Origin of the sequence: Geobacillus sp. WSUCF-018B, from assembly GCF_002809985.1 — a bacterium.
Classification (GTDB): Bacteria; Bacillota; Bacilli; order Bacillales; family Anoxybacillaceae; genus Geobacillus; species Geobacillus thermophilus.
On the sequence record NZ_PIJF01000008.1, the window covers coordinates 32,541 to 52,240 of the forward strand.

Consider the following 19,700-nt stretch of genomic DNA (forward strand, 5'->3'; position numbering starts at 1 on the left):
GGAGGTTGAAGCGTTTTCTCCCACTGTTCTCTTTCGCTTGAAAAAGGGCGTGTGCAGGCGCCTCATATATTTTCCGCCGTCTGCTCTTAGCGCAATGATACGGACAAATAAAAACTGTTATAATAAAATTAATTTGTATCTCATTATTTTATCGTTGAGGTGGACTATGAAGGAGAAAACGCTGCCTAAATATCTGCAATTAAAACAAGAAATTTTATCTTGGATCATTTCCGGACAAATGAAGCCGGATGAGAAAATTCCAACCGAGCACGAAATCGCCAACCAGTTTCAACTAAGCCGACATACGGTTCGGCAGGCGCTAGGGGAACTCGAGAAGGAAGGATGGCTGTACAAAATCCAAGGGAGCGGCACATTTGTGTCCCGACCGAAGCCGAAAGAACAGGTGGATACGAAAACGATCGGAATCGTAACGACCTATATTTCCGATTATATTTTTCCCCATATCGTCCGAGGAGCGGAGGAGACGCTGCGGGAAAAAGGATACCGTCTTTTGCTTGCCAGCACGAATAACGATAAACAGAGAGAGAAAGAGCAGCTTGAGGAGATGATCCGGGAGCCGTTGAGCGGACTGATCATCGAACCGACAAAAAGCGCGCAAGGAAATCCAAATTTGGGCTACTACTTGTCGCTCAATAACCTCCATATTCCGTACGTGATGATCAATGCCCGCTATTTGGAAGTGAGCTGTCCATGCGTCAAAATGGACGACGAGCAGGGAGGATTTTTATTGACCGACCATCTCATTCGTTTAGGGCACCGCCGGATTGCTGGTTTCTTTAAAACCGACGATTTGCAAGGGGTGGATCGTTTGCGCGGCTTTATTCGCGCCCATCAGCAACACGAGGTGCCTGTGGCGACGGAGTATCTTCTTTCCTACGCAACAGAGGAGAAATGGACAAAACCGCTTGAGGTGGCGCGGGAGTTTTTGCAACGGCCGAAAGAGGAGCGCCCGACAGCCTTTGTGTGCTACAACGATGAGCTGGCGATTTTGCTTCTTGAAGTCATTCGCCAACAAGGGTTATCGGTTCCCGATGACATTTCGATCGTTGGCTTTGATGACTCTACATTTGCGACAGCGACGGAGGTGAAATTGACGACGATTCGCCATCCGAAAACAGAAATGGGCGTTCAAGCGGCTGAGATGCTCATTCAAATGATCGAACAACGATCAGTCGATAAAATTGGCGATATCATTTATCGACCGGAGCTAATTGTCCGTAACTCAACAAAGGAAATTTAAAAAATGTATGAGAGATCAAAAAAAGTTATAGAAAAATTGTACGTACAATAGTATAATGGAGGTGAGGAGTTTTTTCATAGGGAGTGGGAGCCAATGCTTGAGGAGTTGAAACAAGCCGTATTAGAGGCCAACCTGCAGCTCCCGCAATACCGCCTCGTGACATTTACGTGGGGAAATGTGAGCGGGATTGATCGGGAGCGCGGGTTGGTTGTCATTAAGCCAAGCGGGGTGGCGTATGACAAGTTGACCATTGATGATATGGTGGTCGTGGATTTAACTGGAAATGTGGTGGAAGGGGACTTAAAACCGTCGTCGGACACCCCGACCCACCTCTGGTTGTATAAACAATTTTCTGGTATCGGTGGAGTTGTTCACACCCATTCGACTTGGGCGACGATTTGGGCGCAGGCTGGAAAAGGAATTCCAGTATTAGGGACGACGCACGCGGACTATTTTTATGGGGAAATTCCATGCACTCGTCCGATGACCAATGAAGAAATTCAAGGAGCTTATGAACTAGAGACCGGAAAGGTCATTACGGAAACGTTTCGTTTTCTCGATCCGCTGCAAATGCCAGGTGTCTTGGTGCACGGCCACGGACCGTTTGCTTGGGGGAAAGATCCAGCGAACGCGGTTCATAATGCCGTTGTCTTGGAAGAAGTGGCGAAAATGGCGGCAAGAACATTCATGCTCAATCCAAATGTGCAACCGATCAGCCAGTCGCTACTTGACCGCCACTATTTGCGCAAGCATGGCGCAAACGCTTACTACGGGCAATAAAGGGAGGGAGATCGAGATGGGGAAAAAGTATGTCATTGGCATTGACTATGGCACCGAATCGGGGCGAGCGGTTCTTGTTGATCTAGAAGGAAACGAAATTGCGGACCATGTCACTCCGTATCCTCATGGAGTCATTGATGAAGTGCTGCCGGAATCGAACGTACAACTCGAGCCAGACTGGGCGCTGCAACACCCGGCTGATTATATTGAAGTATTGGTGACCGCTGTTCCAACGGTATTGCAAAAGTCTGGGGTCAACCCAGCTGATGTGATCGGGGTCGGCATTGATTTTACTTCGTGCACGATGTTGCCGGTCGATGCTTCTGGCGAGCCGCTTTGCTTGAAACCGGAGTTTAAGCATCGCCCGCACAGCTGGGTGAAATTGTGGAAGCACCATGCCGCCCAGGATGAGGCGAACTTGCTCAATGAAATTGCGACCAAACGAGGCGAAGCGTTTTTACCGAGATACGGGGGAAAAATTTCATCCGAATGGATGGTTGCTAAAATTTGGCAAATTCTAAACGAGGCGCCAGATATCTACGACCAAACCGATCTTTTTTTAGAAGCGACTGATTGGGTTGTATTTAAAATGACCGGCAATATCGTCCGGAATAGCTGTGCGGCGGGCTATAAGTCCATTTGGCATAAACAGGACGGCTATCCAAGCAAGGAGTTTTTCCGGGCGCTCGACCCGCGGCTGGAACACGTAACAGAAACGAAACTGCGCGGCCCGATCGTTCCGCTCGGCACAAGAGCAGGAGTGCTGACGAAGGAAATGGCGGCCATGATGGGCCTCCTTCCGGGAATCGCCGTTGCCGTCGGAAATGTCGATGCCCATGCGGCCGTGCCGGGTGTCGGGGTCGTTGAACCAGGCAAACTGGTGATGGCGATGGGCACATCGATCTGCCATATGTTGCTTGGTACGGAAGAAAAGTATGTGGAAGGAATGTGCGGGGTGGTCGAGGATGGCATCATTCCGGGATATTTCGGCTATGAAGCCGGGCAGTCAGCGGTGGGCGATATTTTCGCTTGGTATGTCGAACAAGGGGTTCCGGCCTATGTGAAAGAAGCGGCGGAAAAAGAAGGGGTTAGTGTCCATGAGTGGCTGGAAAAGCGCGCTGCTGCCTATCGTCCGGGAGAAACCGGGCTGCTTGCTTTGGACTGGTGGAACGGCAACCGCTCGGTGTTGGTCGATACCGATTTAACGGGGCTCATCGTTGGATATACGTTGCTGACCAAACCAGAGGAGATTTACCGCGCGCTGCTTGAAGCGACGGCATTTGGCACGCGCAAAATTATTGATGCGTTTGTTGAAAACGGTGTCAAGGTCGACGAACTGTATGCATGCGGCGGCCTGCCGCAAAAAAATAAGCTGCTCATGCAAATTTATGCCGATGTGACTAACCGCGAGATTAAAATTGCGGCATCTAAACAAACTCCTGCAGTCGGAGCCGCCATGTTTGCGGCGGTTGCGGCCGGCAAAGAAAACGGCGGTTATGAATCCATTGTGGAAGCCGCACGAAACATGGGGAAAGTGCGTGAAGAGACGTTCAAACCGATTCCAGAGAATGTTGCCATTTATGAACAATTGTATCAAGAATATACGAAACTGCATGACTACTTCGGCCGTGGGGAAAACGATGTCATGAAACGGCTTAAACATTGGAAAGAAACCGCACGAGCGGCGAAAGAATCTGTGACTTTATCGTGAACGGGGAGGAGCAATGATGCTATCATTACGTCCTTATGAATTTTGGTTTGTGACAGGAAGTCAGCACTTGTACGGAGAAGAAGCGTTAAAACAAGTCGAAGAACATTCAAGAATCATGGTCAATGAATGGAATCGCGATTCGGTGTTTCCGTTCCCATTCGTTTTCAAATCAGTCGTGACGACGCCAGAGGAAATTCGGCGCGTTTGCCTTGAGGCGAATGCGAGCGAACAATGCGCTGGGGTCATCACTTGGATGCATACATTCTCGCCAGCGAAGATGTGGATTGGCGGCCTTTTGGAGCTGCGAAAACCGTTATTGCATCTTCACACTCAATTTAACCGTGATATTCCGTGGGACAGCATCGATATGGACTTTATGAACTTAAACCAATCAGCTCACGGTGACCGAGAATACGGATTTATCGGTGCGAGAATGGGAGTTGCCCGGAAAGTGGTCGTTGGTCATTGGGAAGACCCAGAAGTCCGCGAGCGGCTGGCGAAATGGATGCGGACGGCCGTCGCCTTTGCGGAAAGCCGCCATCTCAAAGTTGCCCGTTTCGGTGATAACATGCGCGAAGTGGCGGTAACGGAAGGGGACAAAGTGGGAGCGCAAATTCAATTCGGCTGGTCGGTCAACGGTTATGGCATTGGGGATTTGGTGCAATCTATTCGCGATGTTTCTGAACAAAGCGTCAACGAACTGCTTGATGAATATGCCGAACTGTATGACATTGTACCTGCCGGCCGTCAAGATGGACCGGTTCGCGAGTCGATCCGTGAGCAGGCGCGGATTGAACTTGGGTTAAAAGCCTTTTTGCAAGACGGGAACTTCACTGCCTTTACGACGACGTTTGAAGATTTGCACGGCATGAAGCAACTTCCAGGACTAGCGGTTCAACGGCTTATGGCAGAGGGATATGGATTCGGCGGCGAAGGCGATTGGAAAACGGCCGCCCTCGTCCGGTTGATGAAAGTGATGGCCGGTGGCAAAGGAACGTCGTTCATGGAAGACTACACGTACCACTTTGAGCCTGGCAACGAACTGATTCTTGGCGCGCATATGCTCGAAGTATGCCCGACGATTGCCGCAACCCGGCCGCGCATCGAAGTCCATCCGCTTTCGATCGGTGGAAAAGAAGATCCAGCCCGTCTCGTGTTTGACGGCGGCGAGGGTGCTGCGGTCAATGCTTCGTTGATTGACTTAGGACACCGTTTCCGTCTCATTGTCAATGAAGTCGATGCAGTGAAACCAGAACATGAGATGCCGAAACTGCCTGTTGCGCGCATTCTATGGAAACCGCGCCCGTCACTCCGCGACTCCGCTGAAGCATGGATTTTAGCTGGCGGCGCCCACCATACGTGCTTCTCATTTGCGGTTACAACAGAACAGCTGCAAGACTTTGCGGAAATGGCAGGGATTGAATGTGTCGTGATCAATGAACATACGTCCGTCTCGTCCTTCAAAAATGAACTGAAATGGAACGAAGTGTTTTGGCGGGGGCGGTAAGATTTCACGTGCAGATCCGTAATATGACGTGACATCAGGGACATGGGCTGACTTGAGGGGAGGGCTCATGTCCTCTTATTCTAATAAGGATGTGCAGAGAGGAGATGCAAGTATGCATCACTATCAGTGGGCAAAAACTCCGCCAATGGGATGGAATAGCTGGGATTGTTACGGGGCGTCAGTTACGGAAGATGAAGTAAAAGGGAATGCGGAATATATGGCAAAATACTTAAAACCATTTGGATGGGAATATGTTGTGGTCGATATTCAGTGGTATGAACCCGGCGCCAATTCGTCGATTTACCGTCCGTTTGTCCCATTAGAAATGGATGAATATTCACGTTTAATGCCGGCGGTAAATCGATTTCCATCAGCCAAGGGAGGAAAGGGATTTAAACCATTGGCCGATTACATCCACAATCTTGGATTAAAGTTTGGCATCCATATTATGCGGGGAATTCCACGTCAAGCTGTTCATCAAAATACGCCAATTTTGGGGACAAATGTAGGTGCACGCGATATTGCGGATACGAACTCAATTTGTCCTTGGAACACTGATATGTATGGAGTAGACCATCGAAAAGAAGGAGCTCAGGCTTATTACGATTCCTTATTTCAGCTTTATGCGCAATGGGGAGTCGATTTTGTAAAAGTCGATGATATTGCTGCATCAAAACTTTATGGTACCCATACGGAAGAAATCAAAATGATTCGTAAGGCAATTGATCGCTGCGGACGCCCTATGGTTCTTAGCCTGTCGCCTGGACCAGCTCCACTTGATCATGCTACGTTGTTTGTGGAAAATGCGAATATGTGGCGAATGACTGATGATTTCTGGGATCGATGGGAATTGCTTTATGATATGTTTGAGCGATGCTATAAATGGTGCAAGCTTGTTGGTCCAGGGCATTGGCCCGATGCGGATATGCTGCCATTAGGTCATATTGGCATTCGTTCGGTAGATGGCGGTGGTACCGACCGTATGACCCGATTTACCAAAGATGAACAGCGTACGATGATGACGTTATGGATAATTTTTCGATCTCCGCTGATGTTTGGCGGTGAATTAAGAGATAATGACGAGTGGACGCTTTCTCTTTTAACAAATGAAGAAGTATTACACGTTCATCAAAATGGCTACGGAGCACGGCAAGTATATCGGGAGAATGATCATGTCGTTTGGACTTCACAGGATGCTGAAGGAAATCAATTTGTCGCCATGTTTAACATTAGTGAAAAACGATCAGTTGTTTCTGTTTCTTTAAAAGATCTAGGATGTATGGAACCTATGAAGGCTAGGGATTTGTGGGCCAAAGAGGATCTAGGATTAGTTAAACATCAACTGGCATTTGAATTAGGTCCTCATCAGTCGATATTGGTGAAATTATCCCCAGCTGTAGGGAAGGGGTTATAGACTTTGTTTTTTTGATTCTTAAAGAATTGAGAAACTATGGCATGTTCCATCTCAGCAATGGTTTTGGGCTTAAAACAATATGTTATAAAGTTCTGAAAATAATCCAAATTAAAAGGAGACTAAGCAAATGGTTCATTTCCACCCCTTTGGCAATGTTAACTTTTACGAAATGGATTGGAGTCTTAAGGGAGATTTATGGGCTCATGATCCAGTCATCGCAAAAGAGGGAAGTCGATGGTATGTTTTTCACACCGGGAGCGGCATTCAAATCAAAACATCTGAAGATGGGGTTCATTGGGAGAATATGGGCCGGGTATTTCCATCGTTGCCGGATTGGTGCAAGCAGTATGTTCCAGAAAAAGACGAAGATCATTTATGGGCGCCCGATATATGTTTTTATAACGGAATTTACTATCTGTATTATTCAGTCTCTACCTTTGGAAAAAACACATCGGTGATTGGATTGGCGACCAATCGGACCCTTGACCCGCGAGATCCTGACTATGAATGGAAAGACATGGGTCCCGTTATTCATTCAACGGCTTCCGATAACTATAATGCGATAGATCCGAATGTAGTTTTTGATCAGGAAGGGCAACCTTGGTTAAGTTTCGGTTCTTTTTGGTCGGGAATTCAGTTGATTCAGCTCGACACTGAAACAATGAAACCTGCCGCGCAGGCCGAGTTGCTGACGATTGCCAGCAGGGGTGAGGAGCCTAATGCGATCGAAGCCCCTTTTATCGTGTGCCGGAACGGATATTATTATTTGTTTGTATCATTTGATTTTTGCTGCCGCGGTATTGAAAGCACGTATAAAATCGCCGTTGGTAGGTCAAAGGACATTACAGGGCCATACGTAGACAAAAATGGTGTATCGATGATGCAGGGAGGCGGCACGATTCTTGACGAAGGGAACGACCGTTGGATAGGACCAGGGCATTGCGCCGTTTATTTCTCGGGGGTTTCCGCCATTCTTGTAAACCATGCGTACGACGCTCTCAAAAACGGAGAGCCAACGTTGCAAATCCGGCCTTTGTATTGGGATGATGAAGGGTGGCCGTATTTGTCAGTTTGAAGGCAGAGAAAACATATGAGAGAGGATTTGCTTCCATTCAAAAAAACAACCGGTATTTAAAGGGATTTATGAAAGAATACATTTTATAAACGGATGGGATCAAAGAATGTAATAATATGTACGAACAAATTAAGTAAAATAAGTTGAAAATTTAAAAAAATCATTGACATGTACGAACAATTAGATTAATATGTAAATTGAATAAAGAATACGCTTACATATTTAGGAGGGGGGCTCATTATTTTAAGAAATATGAAGGTGTTTTGTTCGTACATTTGGATTGGCGTGAAGTATGGTTGCAAATGAGTATGTCGAAGGGGGATTTGGATGATGAGGACGAAAAAAATGAAAACGCTTTTTCTTGCTCTAGCGTTTGCCGTGATTTCTGCTTTAGTAGGGTGTTCGGACAAAAACGCATCTGTCGGCAATGGCAATGGGGAAAAAATAGAACTGACGTTTATGTTTAGGGGACAGCCCCAAGAGCAAACAGCTTATAAGAACGTAGTGAAAAAATTCGAAGAAAAACATCCGAATGTAAAAGTAAATATTGTTGTTACGTCGCCAGATCAATATGCTACGAAACTACGGGCTGCGATCGCGGGAAGAAAAATACCTGATGTGTTTTATTTCAACCCCGGAGAACTTCGCGCTTATGTGAATTCCAATGTACTATTAGACATCACAAAATATGTAGAAAACTCAAAAGGTGTTAATCTCCAAGATATTTGGGAAAAAGGGGTAAATAAATATCGATTTGATGGAGAAAAGGTCGGTCAGGGAAATCTTTATGGGCTGCCGAAAGATTTAGGACCGTTTGCACTCGGGTACAATAAAACGATGTTTGAAAAAGCAGGGATTCCTCTTCCAGATAAAGATAAACCATATACATGGCAAGAATTTATTGATGTTTGTAAGAAACTAACCAAAGACACGAATGGCGATGGGAAGCTCGACCAATGGGGAACAGGTTTAAATGCCACATGGACGTTGCAAGCGTTTGTTTGGAGCAATGGTGCCGATTGGATTGATGAAAGCAAAACGAAAGTTACCGTTGACGATCCGAAATTTATCGAAGCCCTCCAATTCTTTGCTGACATGCAGAATAAATATAAGGTCACCCCATCGATTGCGGAGGCGCAGACATTGGATACGTATCAACGCTGGTTGAGAGGGCAACTTGGCTTTTTCCCTGTAGGTCCTTGGGATTTAGCTGCTTTTGACCAACAAATCAAATTTGAGTATGATTTGATTCCATGGCCTGCAGGTTCGACTGGCAAACCGGCTACTTGGGTTGGGTCGCTTGGAATCGGGGTGTCAAGCATGACCAAGCATCCAAAAGAGGCAGTAGAGTTAGCATTATATTTGTCCGCTGATCCAGAGGGACAGAAAGCGCTTGTTGACCAGCGTGTACAGTTGCCGAACTCTGTGAAAGTAGCTGAAGAGTGGGCAAAAGATCCTTCCATTAAGCCGGCAAACAAGCAGGAATTTTTGGATATCATTAATGATTATGGGCATTCATTTCCGACAGAATATACGTACAACGGTGAATGGTACGACGAGTTTTATCGCAATCTGCAACCAGTTTTAGATGGAAAAATGTCCGCTGAAGAGTACGTAAAGAAAGCAAAGCCGAAAATGCAAAAGCTGTTGGATCAGGCAATCGAACAAGAAAAACAAGCAAGCAAAAAATGACAATTGTTCAAGAGAAAACAGGTGAATACCGGTGTTGTGCCAATAACACCGGTATTTGTTTATTAGCCTGCGGATGAAATACTCTTATGATATTGAAGGAGGGGAGAGGCGTGAAGCGGAGAAGAAGCCATCAATCGTCCTTGTATCGAAAGGAAAAAATTTATGCATACTTGTTTATTTCCGCTCCGGTGATAGGATTCCTTGTTTTTACTTTTGTTCCATCTATCTACTCTTTATATGGGGCATTTACCGATTGGAACGGGCTTGGGCAAATGAATTTTATAGGGCTGGACAATTTTAAAGCCTTGTTTAAAGATGAATATTTTTACAAAGCTATGTATAACACGATTTTTATGATGATTGGCATCCCTATCGGTGTGGTGCTGTCTCTTCTGCTGGCCTTGGCACTGAATAGAGGGGTTCCTGGAACCAATGTCTTTCGCGTGATTTATTATATTCCTGTTATTTCTTCAATTGCTGCGATATCCATATTGTGGCAATGGGCGTATAATGGGGATTATGGATTAGTTAATCAGTTTTTAGGTTTTTTTGGCATCAAAGGGCCTAACTGGCTTCAGAATGTTCACACTGTCAAACCTGCGTTAATTATTATGGCCGTTTGGAAAGGATTAGGGTATACTATGTTGCTTTATTTGGCTGCTTTGCAAAGCGTGCCAAAAACGTTTTATGAAGCGGCAAAGCTGGATGGGGCTAACGCGTTGCAATCTTTTTGGTATATTACGCTGCCGATGGTGAAGCCCGTAACCTTCTTTATTATTGTCACCTCAGTAATTGGTGGGGCGCAAATTTTTACGGAAATTGACGTGATGACGCCAAACGGAGGGCCGGAGTTTAGCTCGGCCTCGATTGTTTGGTATATTTGGCAAAAAGCGTTTGGGAATTTCCAATTAGGATATGCATCCGCTATGGCTGTAATCCTCGGAATCTTTATATTTATCGTCACGTATATTCAATTCCGGTTGAATGAGCGGTCAAGATTTGATATGGATTAATGCATTTTCTTATTAGGAGGATCGTTATGGAAGCAGTTGTGCAAAAAAATGCGAAACTTAACGTAAATACGGTGGCGAAAAAAAACCGCATCATCAACTTAGTGCTTTTCTTCCTTTTATCTGTGGGAGCCGTTTTTATGATCGCGCCCTTGCTCTGGATGGTATCGACGTCCTTGAAAGATAAGCAGGATGTATTTTCTTTGCCGCCAAAGTGGATTCCGGAAACGATACATTTTGAAAAATATATCGAGATATGGGAAAAAGGTCCTTTGCTTTCGGGGATGATCAATAGCTTGATTGTCGCTGTCACGGTAACGGTAGTCGGAACATTTACTTCCAGTTTAGCGGCATTTGCATTTGCCAAGTTGCGATTCCCTGGAAGAAATAAAATTTTTCTTTTATTGTTGACTTCAATGATGATTCCTTATCCAGTGGTTATGATTCCGCAGTTTATCATGTTTTCTAGCCTTGAGTGGACGGATACGCTATTGCCATTAATTGTTCCAGGATTGTTTGGAAATATTATGATGATTTTTTTTCTCAGACAATATTTAAGCAGCATACCTGATTCCATTATTGAAGCGGCAAAAATTGATGGATGTTCATATTTCCAAATTTATTATAAAATTGTTCTCCCTTTAATTCGGCCGGCTGTTGCTGCACAATTGATTTTATGGTTTATGGGGATATGGAATGACTATTTAGCGCCTATTATTTATCTGAATTCTCCGGAAAAGCAAACATTGCAATTGGTGATTGCTAGCTTTAACGCCAATTTTGCAATTCAAAGTGACTATCCGTTAATTATGGCGGCTTCCGTAGTCGCTCTGTTGCCTATGATTATTGTGTTTGTCATCTTCCAAAAACAAATTATTGAATCGATTGCTATTTCAGGGATTAAAGGATAGAGGTTTAGCATGAAAAAGAGGTGCTTAGGATGAAAAGGAGAAGTTTGAAAGGAATCGCTCTGTTTCTTTTAATTGTTGCCGTATGTTTGTCCAGCGCAACGCTAGGGAGGGGAGAAGAGAAGCATACAGGAGAGAATGTCCGGCAAAATCAAAAGGTAAAGGATCCCCAATTTACAAATGTATCTGTCCATGATCCATCGATTGTGAAAGACGGTGATACGTATTACATTTTTGGTTCCCATATTGAGGCCGCCAAGTCAAAAGATTTAATGAATTGGGAGAAGTTTACTAATGGCTACACAACACCAAATAATAAGCTATATGGCGATTTATCAAAGAATTTGGCTGGTTCGTTTAAATGGGCGGGTGAAAATGATGCCGACAGCAAGGGCGGTTTTGCGGTTTGGGCTCCGGATGTTTTTTGGAACAAAGACTATGTCAATGAAGACGGCACAAAAGGAGCCTATATGATTTATTACTCGGTTTCGTCCACTTACATTCGGTCAGCCATCGGATATGCGGTGTCTAAGCATATCGAAGGCCCATATAAGTATGTGGATACAATTGTATATTCCGGATTTACTAAAGAGGAAGCATATGATGCCAACAGCAAAATCAATAAAAAATGGACGAATACGAATATTCCTAAATTGATCGAGCAAGGAAAATTGAAAGGGGTGCGGGCCGATTGGTTTCATAATGATGGATCGTATAATAATCGAGACTTTCCTAACGCTATTGACCCCAATTTGTTTTATGATGAGAAAGGGAACCTTTGGATGGCTTACGGATCATGGTCTGGCGGTATTTTTGTCCTACCGATGGACAAAACGACTGGCAAGCCGATCTATCCTGGCAAAGATAGAAAAACTCCCGATGGACGGCTTGTTGACCGATATTTCGGCATAAAGATCGCGGGCGGGTATTATCAATCCGGAGAAGGGACGTACATCGTCTACGATAAAAATACAGACTATTATTATTTGTATGTCACATACGGTTGGTTAGGAGCGGACGGCGGCTATAACATGAGACAGTTTCGGTCAACTAGCCCAACAGGACCTTACGTAGATGCAAAGGGGCAAAGTGCCGTTTTGCCAGAAGAAGTTGATAACTCCCCTTATGGCAATAAAATTATGGGGAACTTCTTATTCGAACGAAAAGTAGGAGATCCTGGGACGGGAATCGGCGTAGGGTATGTCTCTCCGGGGCATAACTCTGTTTATTTGGACCGCAAAACTGGCCAGCAATTTTTAGTTTTTCATACTCGTTTTCCGCAATCGGGTGAGTATCATGAAGTTCGGGTCCATCAAATGTTTATGAATAAAAATGGATGGCCGGTTGTAGCTCCATATCGGTATGCAGGCGAAAAGCTTGAAAAAGTCAACAAGCAAGATGTTGTTGGGGAATATCAATTGATCAATCACGGGAAAGACTATTCGGCTGACATAAAAAAGCAAATATTTGTACGCTTGAACAGAAATAACACCATTTCCGGGGATGCCACTGGGACGTGGAGAAAAATCGGACATAATCAAGCAGAAATCACAATCGATGGAGAAACGTATGACGGGGTATTTGTACGTCAATGGGATCCCACTTCCAAACGTTATGTCATGGCCTTTACCGCTCTTTCAAATGAAGGTATCTCGATCTGGGGGAGCAAACTGGCTGATAAAACAGATGAGGAAATTGTAGAGGATGTCGCGAGTGACTTGGATCTTGGTGATACTGATCACGTGGTTTCCAACTTACATCTTCCCACCGAGGGAACAAGGCATACGGTAATTTCGTGGACCACTTCGGACGCAAAGGTGGTTTCCGAGACGGGAGTCGTTCATCGTCCGGAAGTCGGCTCAGCCCCTGTTACGGCTACCCTTACGGCGACGATTACGAAAGGAGATGCCACAGCGACGAAAGTGTTTCACATTACTGTACTGCCCTACGAGGAAGCGAAGTTAACTGCGCATTACAGTTTTGATAACAATGACTTAAGCGATAGTACGGGCAATTTTGGACCAGGTACGATTACTGGCAATAGAATCGATAACGAGGGCGACACGATCGCTTATGCAGACGGCAAGATCGGGAAAGCGGCCGTATTGAACGGACAATCTGGCATCCGCTTGCCGGACGGTTTGGTCTCAAGCAACCAATATTCGGTGTCGCTTTGGGTGAAACCGGAACAATTAACCACGCATACGACAACTTTCTTTGGCGCCAAGGATCCTAACCATTGGATAAGCCTCGTTCCGCAAGGTTGGGACGGCAATACGATGCTATGGTCAGGAAGCTCGCCATGGTATGATGGTCGAACTTTTTGGAAAATCCCAACGGGTCAGTGGACACATTTAGCGTTCTCGGTCGATAACGGCGCGGTTAAAGTTTATATAAACGGCGTGGAAAAATTCAGCGGCACAAACTTTCCGGATGTCTTCACCGGCGCAAACGCAAGCTTCGCTCTAGGGGTAAACTGGTGGGACCCTCCATTCAAAGGATTGATTGACGAACTGCGCATTTACGAGGGCGCGTTAACTCCTTCCCAAGTGACTGACTTGGCGCAAACGAGTGAATAAATCAGCGAAGTCCCCTTGGCTTTTTCCAAGGGGGTTCACATCTCCATCGATGGATAGGGCGGCAAAGCAGAGGTGTTGCGAACGATTCGAAAATTTTGAAAGCCCCCTTGAAAAAAAGAAAGGTTGTGATACAATTGAATTGAAATTTATACGTACAAATATACCTTAACTTTGTTTAATGTCTTATATGGTACGTACAAATTATAATCTAACACCGGTGAAGCAAATGTCTACATAACATTAATGAAAGGAATGGGAGGGGTATTGTGAGAAACAGAGCTGTAATAAACGTTGACATGCCAAAAGGAACCATCAACAAGAACATTTACGGCCATTTTGCGGAACATCTTGGACGCTGCATTTATGAAGGAATTTGGGTCGGAGAAGACTCTCCGATTCCGAATACAAATGGGATTCGCAACGATGTATTGCAAGCGTTGAAAAACATAAAAGTTCCGGTTCTGCGGTGGCCGGGCGGCTGCTTTGCGGATGAGTACCATTGGAAGGATGGGGTTGGCCCAAGGGAGCAGCGCAAAAAAATGATTAACACCCATTGGGGAGGGGTGATTGAGAACAATCATTTCGGCACTCATGAGTTTATGATGTTATGCGAAATGCTTGAATGCGAGCCTTATATTTGCGGCAATGTAGGCAGCGGCACGGTTCAAGAGATGTCAGAATGGATTGAGTATATGACATTTGATGGAGAATCGCCAATGGCGAATTGGCGCAAGGAGAATGGGCGGGAGAAGCCGTGGAAGTTGAAATATTTCGGGGTCGGGAATGAAAACTGGGGCTGCGGAGGGAATATGCGCCCTGAATATTACGCCGACCTGTATCGCCGCTATCAAACATATGTCAGAAATTACGGGGACAATCAAATTTATAAAATTGCCTGTGGTGCGAATGTAGATGACTATTACTGGACAGAAGTTTTAATGAAAAATGCCGGCCGCTTTATGGATGGGTTGAGCCTTCATTATTATACAATTCCTGGGGACTTTTGGCTCGGGAAAGGCTCCGCCACGGATTTTACAGAAGATGAGTGGTTTATTACATTGAAAAAAGCATTATATATAGATGAATTGATTACGAGGCATAGCACGATTATGGATAAGTACGATCCGGAAAAGCGCGTCGGGCTCATTGTGGATGAATGGGGAACGTGGTATGACGTAGAGCCAGGCACGAATCCGGGATTCTTATATCAACAAAATACAATCCGTGATGCGCTTGTCGCAGCTCTCCATTTTCATATTTTCCATAACCATTGTGATCGAGTGCGAATGGCGAATATTGCGCAAACGGTTAACGTCTTGCAAGCGGTCATTTTGACAAGAGGGGAACAAATGATTCTCACGCCTACGTATCATGTGTTTGACATGTATAAGGTTCACCAAGATGCCGAGTTGTTGGCAATAGAGTCTTCATGTGCCGAGTATGAGCATCGCGGGGAAACGTTGCCGCAAGTAAGCATCACTGCATCCAAGAACGGGGAAGGAACTGTCCATATCAGTTTATGCAATATTGATCATCGAAATGAGGCGGTAGTAGATTTAGAGTTTCGTGGAGACAGCCTCGCACGCAAGCAAGTATTCGGCACGATGTTAACAGCGAATGAGATGAATGCCCATAATACATTTGAAAAGCCGGATGCAGTGAAGCCCGAACCGTTCCGTCAAATAGAGCTCGGCCAACATACACTGATGGCCAAACTTCCGCCCATGTCTGTCGTCACTTTAGCGATTGTTGAAAATAAAGCGGCTTTGATTGAACGACAATGAAGACAAAGGCGGCGGAAAATATGGAAGAAAAAAATTGGTGCCAAGACTGCGCGGGCAGCGTCATCGTCACACAGGAAATGATGGATCAGCTCCTCAAACAAATTGATCATTCATCACTCGTTTCCGATGACATATATGAGAAAAGGGTTAATATATGCCAAAGTTGTTCCTCTCTCCAATATGGGACAACTTGCGCTTATAGCGGGTATCTTGTCCATTATCAGGCAAAATGGAAGCAGGAATGTTGCCCGTTTCCAGGAAGGGCGAAATGGGGAAGGGAAGAATAGATTGACAAGTTGATAAAAAATAGAAAGGAAGAGTGGCAGATGGCTGCAAAAAAAGCAACAATGATCATCGAAAAAGACTTCAAAATCGCTGAAATCGACAAACGCATTTACGGTTCTTTTATCGAGCACCTCGGCCGCGCGGTATACGGAGGGATTTATGAGCCCGGCCATCCGCAAGCCGACGAAAATGGGTTCCGGCAAGATGTCATCGAGCTGGTCAAAGAGCTGCAAGTGCCCATTATCCGTTATCCGGGCGGGAATTTTGTGTCCGGTTACAACTGGGAAGATGGAGTGGGGCCAAAAGAGCAGCGTCCGCGTCGGCTTGATTTGGCATGGCGGTCGGTGGAAACGAATGAAATCGGGTTGAATGAATTTATGGACTGGGCCAAGATGGTCGGGGCCGAAGTAAATATGGCTGTCAACTTAGGGACACGAGGCATTGATGCAGCACGCAACTTAGTCGAATACTGCAACCACCCATCGGGCTCGTATTACAGCGATTTGCGCATTTCCCACGGCTATAAAGAGCCGCATAAAATTAAAACATGGTGTCTAGGCAATGAGATGGACGGCCCGTGGCAAATCGGCCACAAGACAGCAGTGGAGTATGGGCGGATTGCATGCGAAGCCGCAAAAGTGATGAAGTGGGTCGATCCGACGATTGAACTCGTCGCCTGCGGCAGTTCGAACCGGAATATGCCGACGTTTGCGGAATGGGAAGCGACGGTTCTTGATCATACGTATGAGCATGTCGATTATATTTCTCTCCATCAATACTACGGGAACCGAGACAATGATACGGCCAATTATTTGGCTCTATCGCTGGAAATGGATGATTTTATCCGTTCGGTTGTGGCGATTGCCGATTATGTAAAGGCGAAAAAACGAAGCAAGAAGACGATCCATCTTTCGTTTGATGAGTGGAATGTATGGTACCACTCAAATGAGGCGGATAAGCAAATTGAGCCGTGGACCGTTGCGCCGCCTCTGTTGGAAGATATTTATAACCTTGAAGATGCGCTTCTTGTCGGCTGCATGCTCATTACGCTCATGAAACATGCGGACCGGGTGAAAATCGCTTGTTTGGCCCAATTAGTAAATGTCATTGCGCCAATCATGACGGAAAAGAACGGTCCGGCTTGGAAACAAACGATTTATTATCCGTTTATGCACGCCTCTGTTTATGGCAGAGGGGTGGCGTTGCATCCGGTCATCTCGAGCCCGAAATACGACAGCAAAGACTTCACCGATGTGCCATACTTAGAATCGATTGCGGTTTACAATGAAGAAAAAGAAGAAGTGACGATTTTTGCCGTCAACCGTGATATGGACGATGCGTTGCTGCTCGAATGCGATGTTCGCAGTTTTGAAGACTATCGCGTCATTGAGCATATCGTTTTGGAGCATGAAAATGTGAAACAAACGAATTCAGCGCAATCGTCTCCGGTCGTTCCACACCGCAACGGCGATGCCCAGTCGTCCGGTGGAAAAGTGTCAGCGACGTTGCCGAAGTTGTCGTGGAACGTCATTCGTTTAGGAAAACGATAAGGAAGTGAAGGCTGGTCTGATGGCCAGCCTATCCCTTTGAAAACGGGAAGGAGATACGAAATATGGGATGTAAAGTCCGCTTTGGTATTATGAGTACAGCTGCCATTGCCAAAGACGTGATGATTCCCGCCATTCGTCGGGCAGATCACGCTGAAGTCGTGGCCATCGCGAGTGAGAGCGGGAGAGCTAAACAAGCGGCGCGGGAGCTCGGTATTCCGAAAGCGTATGACAGCTATGACCAGCTGCTTGATGACCCGGACGTCGACGCAGTGTACATCCCGCTTCCAAACAGCCTGCACGCTGAATGGACGATCAAAGCGGCGAAGAAGAAAAAGCACGTGCTTTGTGAAAAACCTGCCGCTTTATGCGCAGAAGATGTCCGGCGCATGATTGAGGAATGCGAGAAAAATGGCGTTTTATTCATGGAAGCGTTCATGTACCAGTTCCACCCACAGCACGAACGGGTCAAACAGCTTTTGGCCGCTGGCGAGATCGGCGAAGTTAAGTACATGCGCTCCCATTTCTCCTTTTACTTGCAAGACCGGGAAACGAATATCCGCATGAACGATGAGCTTGGCGGGGGAAGTCTGTTCGATGTCGGTTGCTATTGTGTGCATTCGACGAGACACATTCTTGATACCGAGCCCGTTGAGCTGTTCGTCCAATCTTGTTTTGATCCACACCATTCGGTCGATTTGACGACGAACGGTTGGATGAGGATGGAAAACGGTGTTCTTGCGCAGTTCACGTGCAGTTTTGATATGTTTCCACAAAATAAATATGAAGTGGTTGGCACGAAGGGAAAAATCGTTGTCTCGCGGGCGTACCGTCCGGATGTCGATGGCGGTGAGGGACGGATTACGATCGTAACAGCTGATGGAAGCGAGCGCGAGGAAACAGTGTCAGGCGATCAATACGCGCTGCAAATCGAGCATTTCTCGCGCGCCATTCTTGACGGCACACCGCTGTTGTATTCCCCGGAGCGCATGATCCAACAAGCACGGGCGCTTGATGCTTGCCGCACATCGATGAAAACGGGAGCGATTGTACGGTTATGAAGGAAGGAGAATCGAGATGAACATTACATACGAAAAGTGGTCCGAATGGAATGGAAACGACGTGTTCTTATTCACCTTGACAAACGACCGCGGCATGGGACTGTCGGCGACAAACTACGGCTGCATCGTGACGGACCTCCGCGTTCCCGACCGGAACGGCAACATCGAAAACGTCGTGCTCGGGTTTGGACGATTTGAACCGTATTTGACCAACGCCCCTTACTTTGGCGCGGTGATCGGCCGGGTGGCGGGGCGCATTCGCGGGGCGAGCTTTGAGCTTGAGGGCGTCACGTACCGGTTGGCGAAAAACGAACACAACAACCACTTGCACGGCGGACCGAACGGGTTTCATCGCGTGCTGTGGCAGGCCGAGCCCGTTCAACGCGACGATGCGGTGGGGGTCGTCTTTTCGTACACGAGTCCGGATGGGGAGGAAGGGTACCCGGGAACGGTTCATGTTCAAGTGGAATATTGGCTGAACAATGACAACGAATGGATCGTCACACACCGGGCTCGTTCGGACAAAACGACGCTCGTCAATTTAACGAACCATACGTATTTCAACCTAAGCGGAAACGGCAAGCGCGATATATTGGATCACACGCTGACGATCCAAAGCTCGCGTGTGCTGGAATTGAATGAGGAGCTGATTCCGACGGGCCGCGTCTTGGATGTCGCTGGCACGCCGTTTGACTTGCGGCAAGGAAAGGCGATCCGGGAGGCGGTCGAATCGGGGCATCCGCAAATTGAACTCGTCGGCGGGGGCTATGACCATCCGTTTTGGCTCGACCGGCATCATGACAAGGAAATTGTTCTTTCCGACCAAGAGAGCGGACGAACGTTGACGGTGGAGACGGACGAAGTCGGCGTGGTCGTGTACACATCGAACCAGCTGCCGGAAGGAATGGATTTAGGCGGCGTGCCGTCGCGGAAACATCTCGGCATTTGCTTAGAAACGCAAGGGTTGCCGGATGCGGTTCATCATCCGCAGTTTCCGTCGATCGTATTGCCGGCTGGCAAAGAGCGAGCATCAACGACGGTCTACCGGTTTGGTGTGCGGACGTCATAGACGGATAGGAGGCGGAT

Annotated in this window: 15 protein-coding genes; all 15 read left to right on the top strand. The window is 46.5% G+C overall.

Features of this window, described 5'->3' with window-relative positions; all coding sequences use genetic code 11:
* Positions 1-166: 166 nt before the first annotated feature.
* The 15 genes from CV944_RS04035 to CV944_RS04105 all read left to right on the top strand — a co-directional run bounded on the left by CV944_RS04035 (position 167) and on the right by CV944_RS04105 (position 19,683).
* Complete coding sequence (locus CV944_RS04035) at positions 167-1,261, top strand: GntR family transcriptional regulator (protein ID WP_011231396.1); 1,095 nt, start codon at positions 167-169, stop codon at positions 1,259-1,261.
* Between the two features lie 93 nt (positions 1,262-1,354).
* Positions 1,355-2,041, top strand: coding sequence for an L-ribulose-5-phosphate 4-epimerase (araD, locus tag CV944_RS04040; protein WP_020279030.1), 687 nt, complete (start codon positions 1,355-1,357; stop codon positions 2,039-2,041).
* A gap of 16 nt (positions 2,042-2,057) precedes the next feature.
* Complete coding sequence (locus tag CV944_RS04045) at positions 2,058-3,752, top strand: ribulokinase (protein ID WP_100663862.1); 1,695 nt, start codon at positions 2,058-2,060, stop codon at positions 3,750-3,752.
* Positions 3,753-3,768: 16 nt separating this feature from the next.
* Positions 3,769-5,259, top strand: a complete 1,491-nt coding sequence (araA, locus tag CV944_RS04050; RefSeq protein ID WP_100663863.1) for an L-arabinose isomerase — start codon at positions 3,769-3,771, stop codon at positions 5,257-5,259.
* A 112-nt stretch (positions 5,260-5,371) separates the two neighbouring features.
* Positions 5,372-6,673, top strand: coding sequence for a glycoside hydrolase family 27 protein (locus tag CV944_RS04055; RefSeq protein ID WP_060475907.1), 1,302 nt, complete (start codon positions 5,372-5,374; stop codon positions 6,671-6,673).
* 127 nt (positions 6,674-6,800) lie between these two features.
* Complete coding sequence (locus CV944_RS04060; RefSeq protein WP_100663864.1) at positions 6,801-7,748, top strand: arabinan endo-1,5-alpha-L-arabinosidase; 948 nt, start codon at positions 6,801-6,803, stop codon at positions 7,746-7,748.
* A gap of 330 nt (positions 7,749-8,078) precedes the next feature.
* The gene (locus CV944_RS04065) at positions 8,079-9,440 is read left to right on the top strand and encodes an ABC transporter substrate-binding protein (protein WP_100663879.1); all 1,362 of its coding nucleotides are present in this window, start codon (positions 8,079-8,081) and stop codon (positions 9,438-9,440) included.
* Positions 9,441-9,526: 86 nt separating this feature from the next.
* A complete protein-coding gene (locus tag CV944_RS04070) occupies positions 9,527-10,453 on the top strand; it encodes a carbohydrate ABC transporter permease (RefSeq protein WP_100663865.1) in 927 nt (308 codons plus the stop codon).
* Between the two features lie 26 nt (positions 10,454-10,479).
* The gene (locus CV944_RS04075) at positions 10,480-11,361 is read left to right on the top strand and encodes a carbohydrate ABC transporter permease (RefSeq protein WP_013523906.1); all 882 of its coding nucleotides are present in this window, start codon (positions 10,480-10,482) and stop codon (positions 11,359-11,361) included.
* A gap of 29 nt (positions 11,362-11,390) precedes the next feature.
* Entirely contained in the window at positions 11,391-13,937 is a 2,547-nt protein-coding gene (locus tag CV944_RS04080; RefSeq protein ID WP_100663866.1) for a LamG-like jellyroll fold domain-containing protein, read from the top strand.
* A gap of 296 nt (positions 13,938-14,233) precedes the next feature.
* A complete protein-coding gene (locus CV944_RS04085) occupies positions 14,234-15,721 on the top strand; it encodes an alpha-N-arabinofuranosidase (protein WP_049777096.1) in 1,488 nt (495 codons plus the stop codon).
* Positions 15,722-15,801: 80 nt separating this feature from the next.
* Entirely contained in the window at positions 15,802-16,008 is a 207-nt protein-coding gene (locus CV944_RS17565) for a DUF6171 family protein (protein ID WP_233204968.1), read from the top strand.
* Positions 16,009-16,047: 39 nt separating this feature from the next.
* The gene (gene arfA / locus CV944_RS04095) at positions 16,048-17,556 is read left to right on the top strand and encodes an arabinosylfuranosidase ArfA (protein ID WP_100663868.1); all 1,509 of its coding nucleotides are present in this window, start codon (positions 16,048-16,050) and stop codon (positions 17,554-17,556) included.
* Positions 17,557-17,618: 62 nt separating this feature from the next.
* Positions 17,619-18,614, top strand: a complete 996-nt coding sequence (locus CV944_RS04100; protein ID WP_100663869.1) for a Gfo/Idh/MocA family protein — start codon at positions 17,619-17,621, stop codon at positions 18,612-18,614.
* Positions 18,615-18,630: 16 nt separating this feature from the next.
* Positions 18,631-19,683: an aldose epimerase family protein gene (locus tag CV944_RS04105; RefSeq protein WP_100663870.1), complete on the top strand. Its 1,053-nt coding sequence runs from the start codon at positions 18,631-18,633 to the stop codon at positions 19,681-19,683.
* Positions 19,684-19,700: the final 17 nt, after the last annotated feature.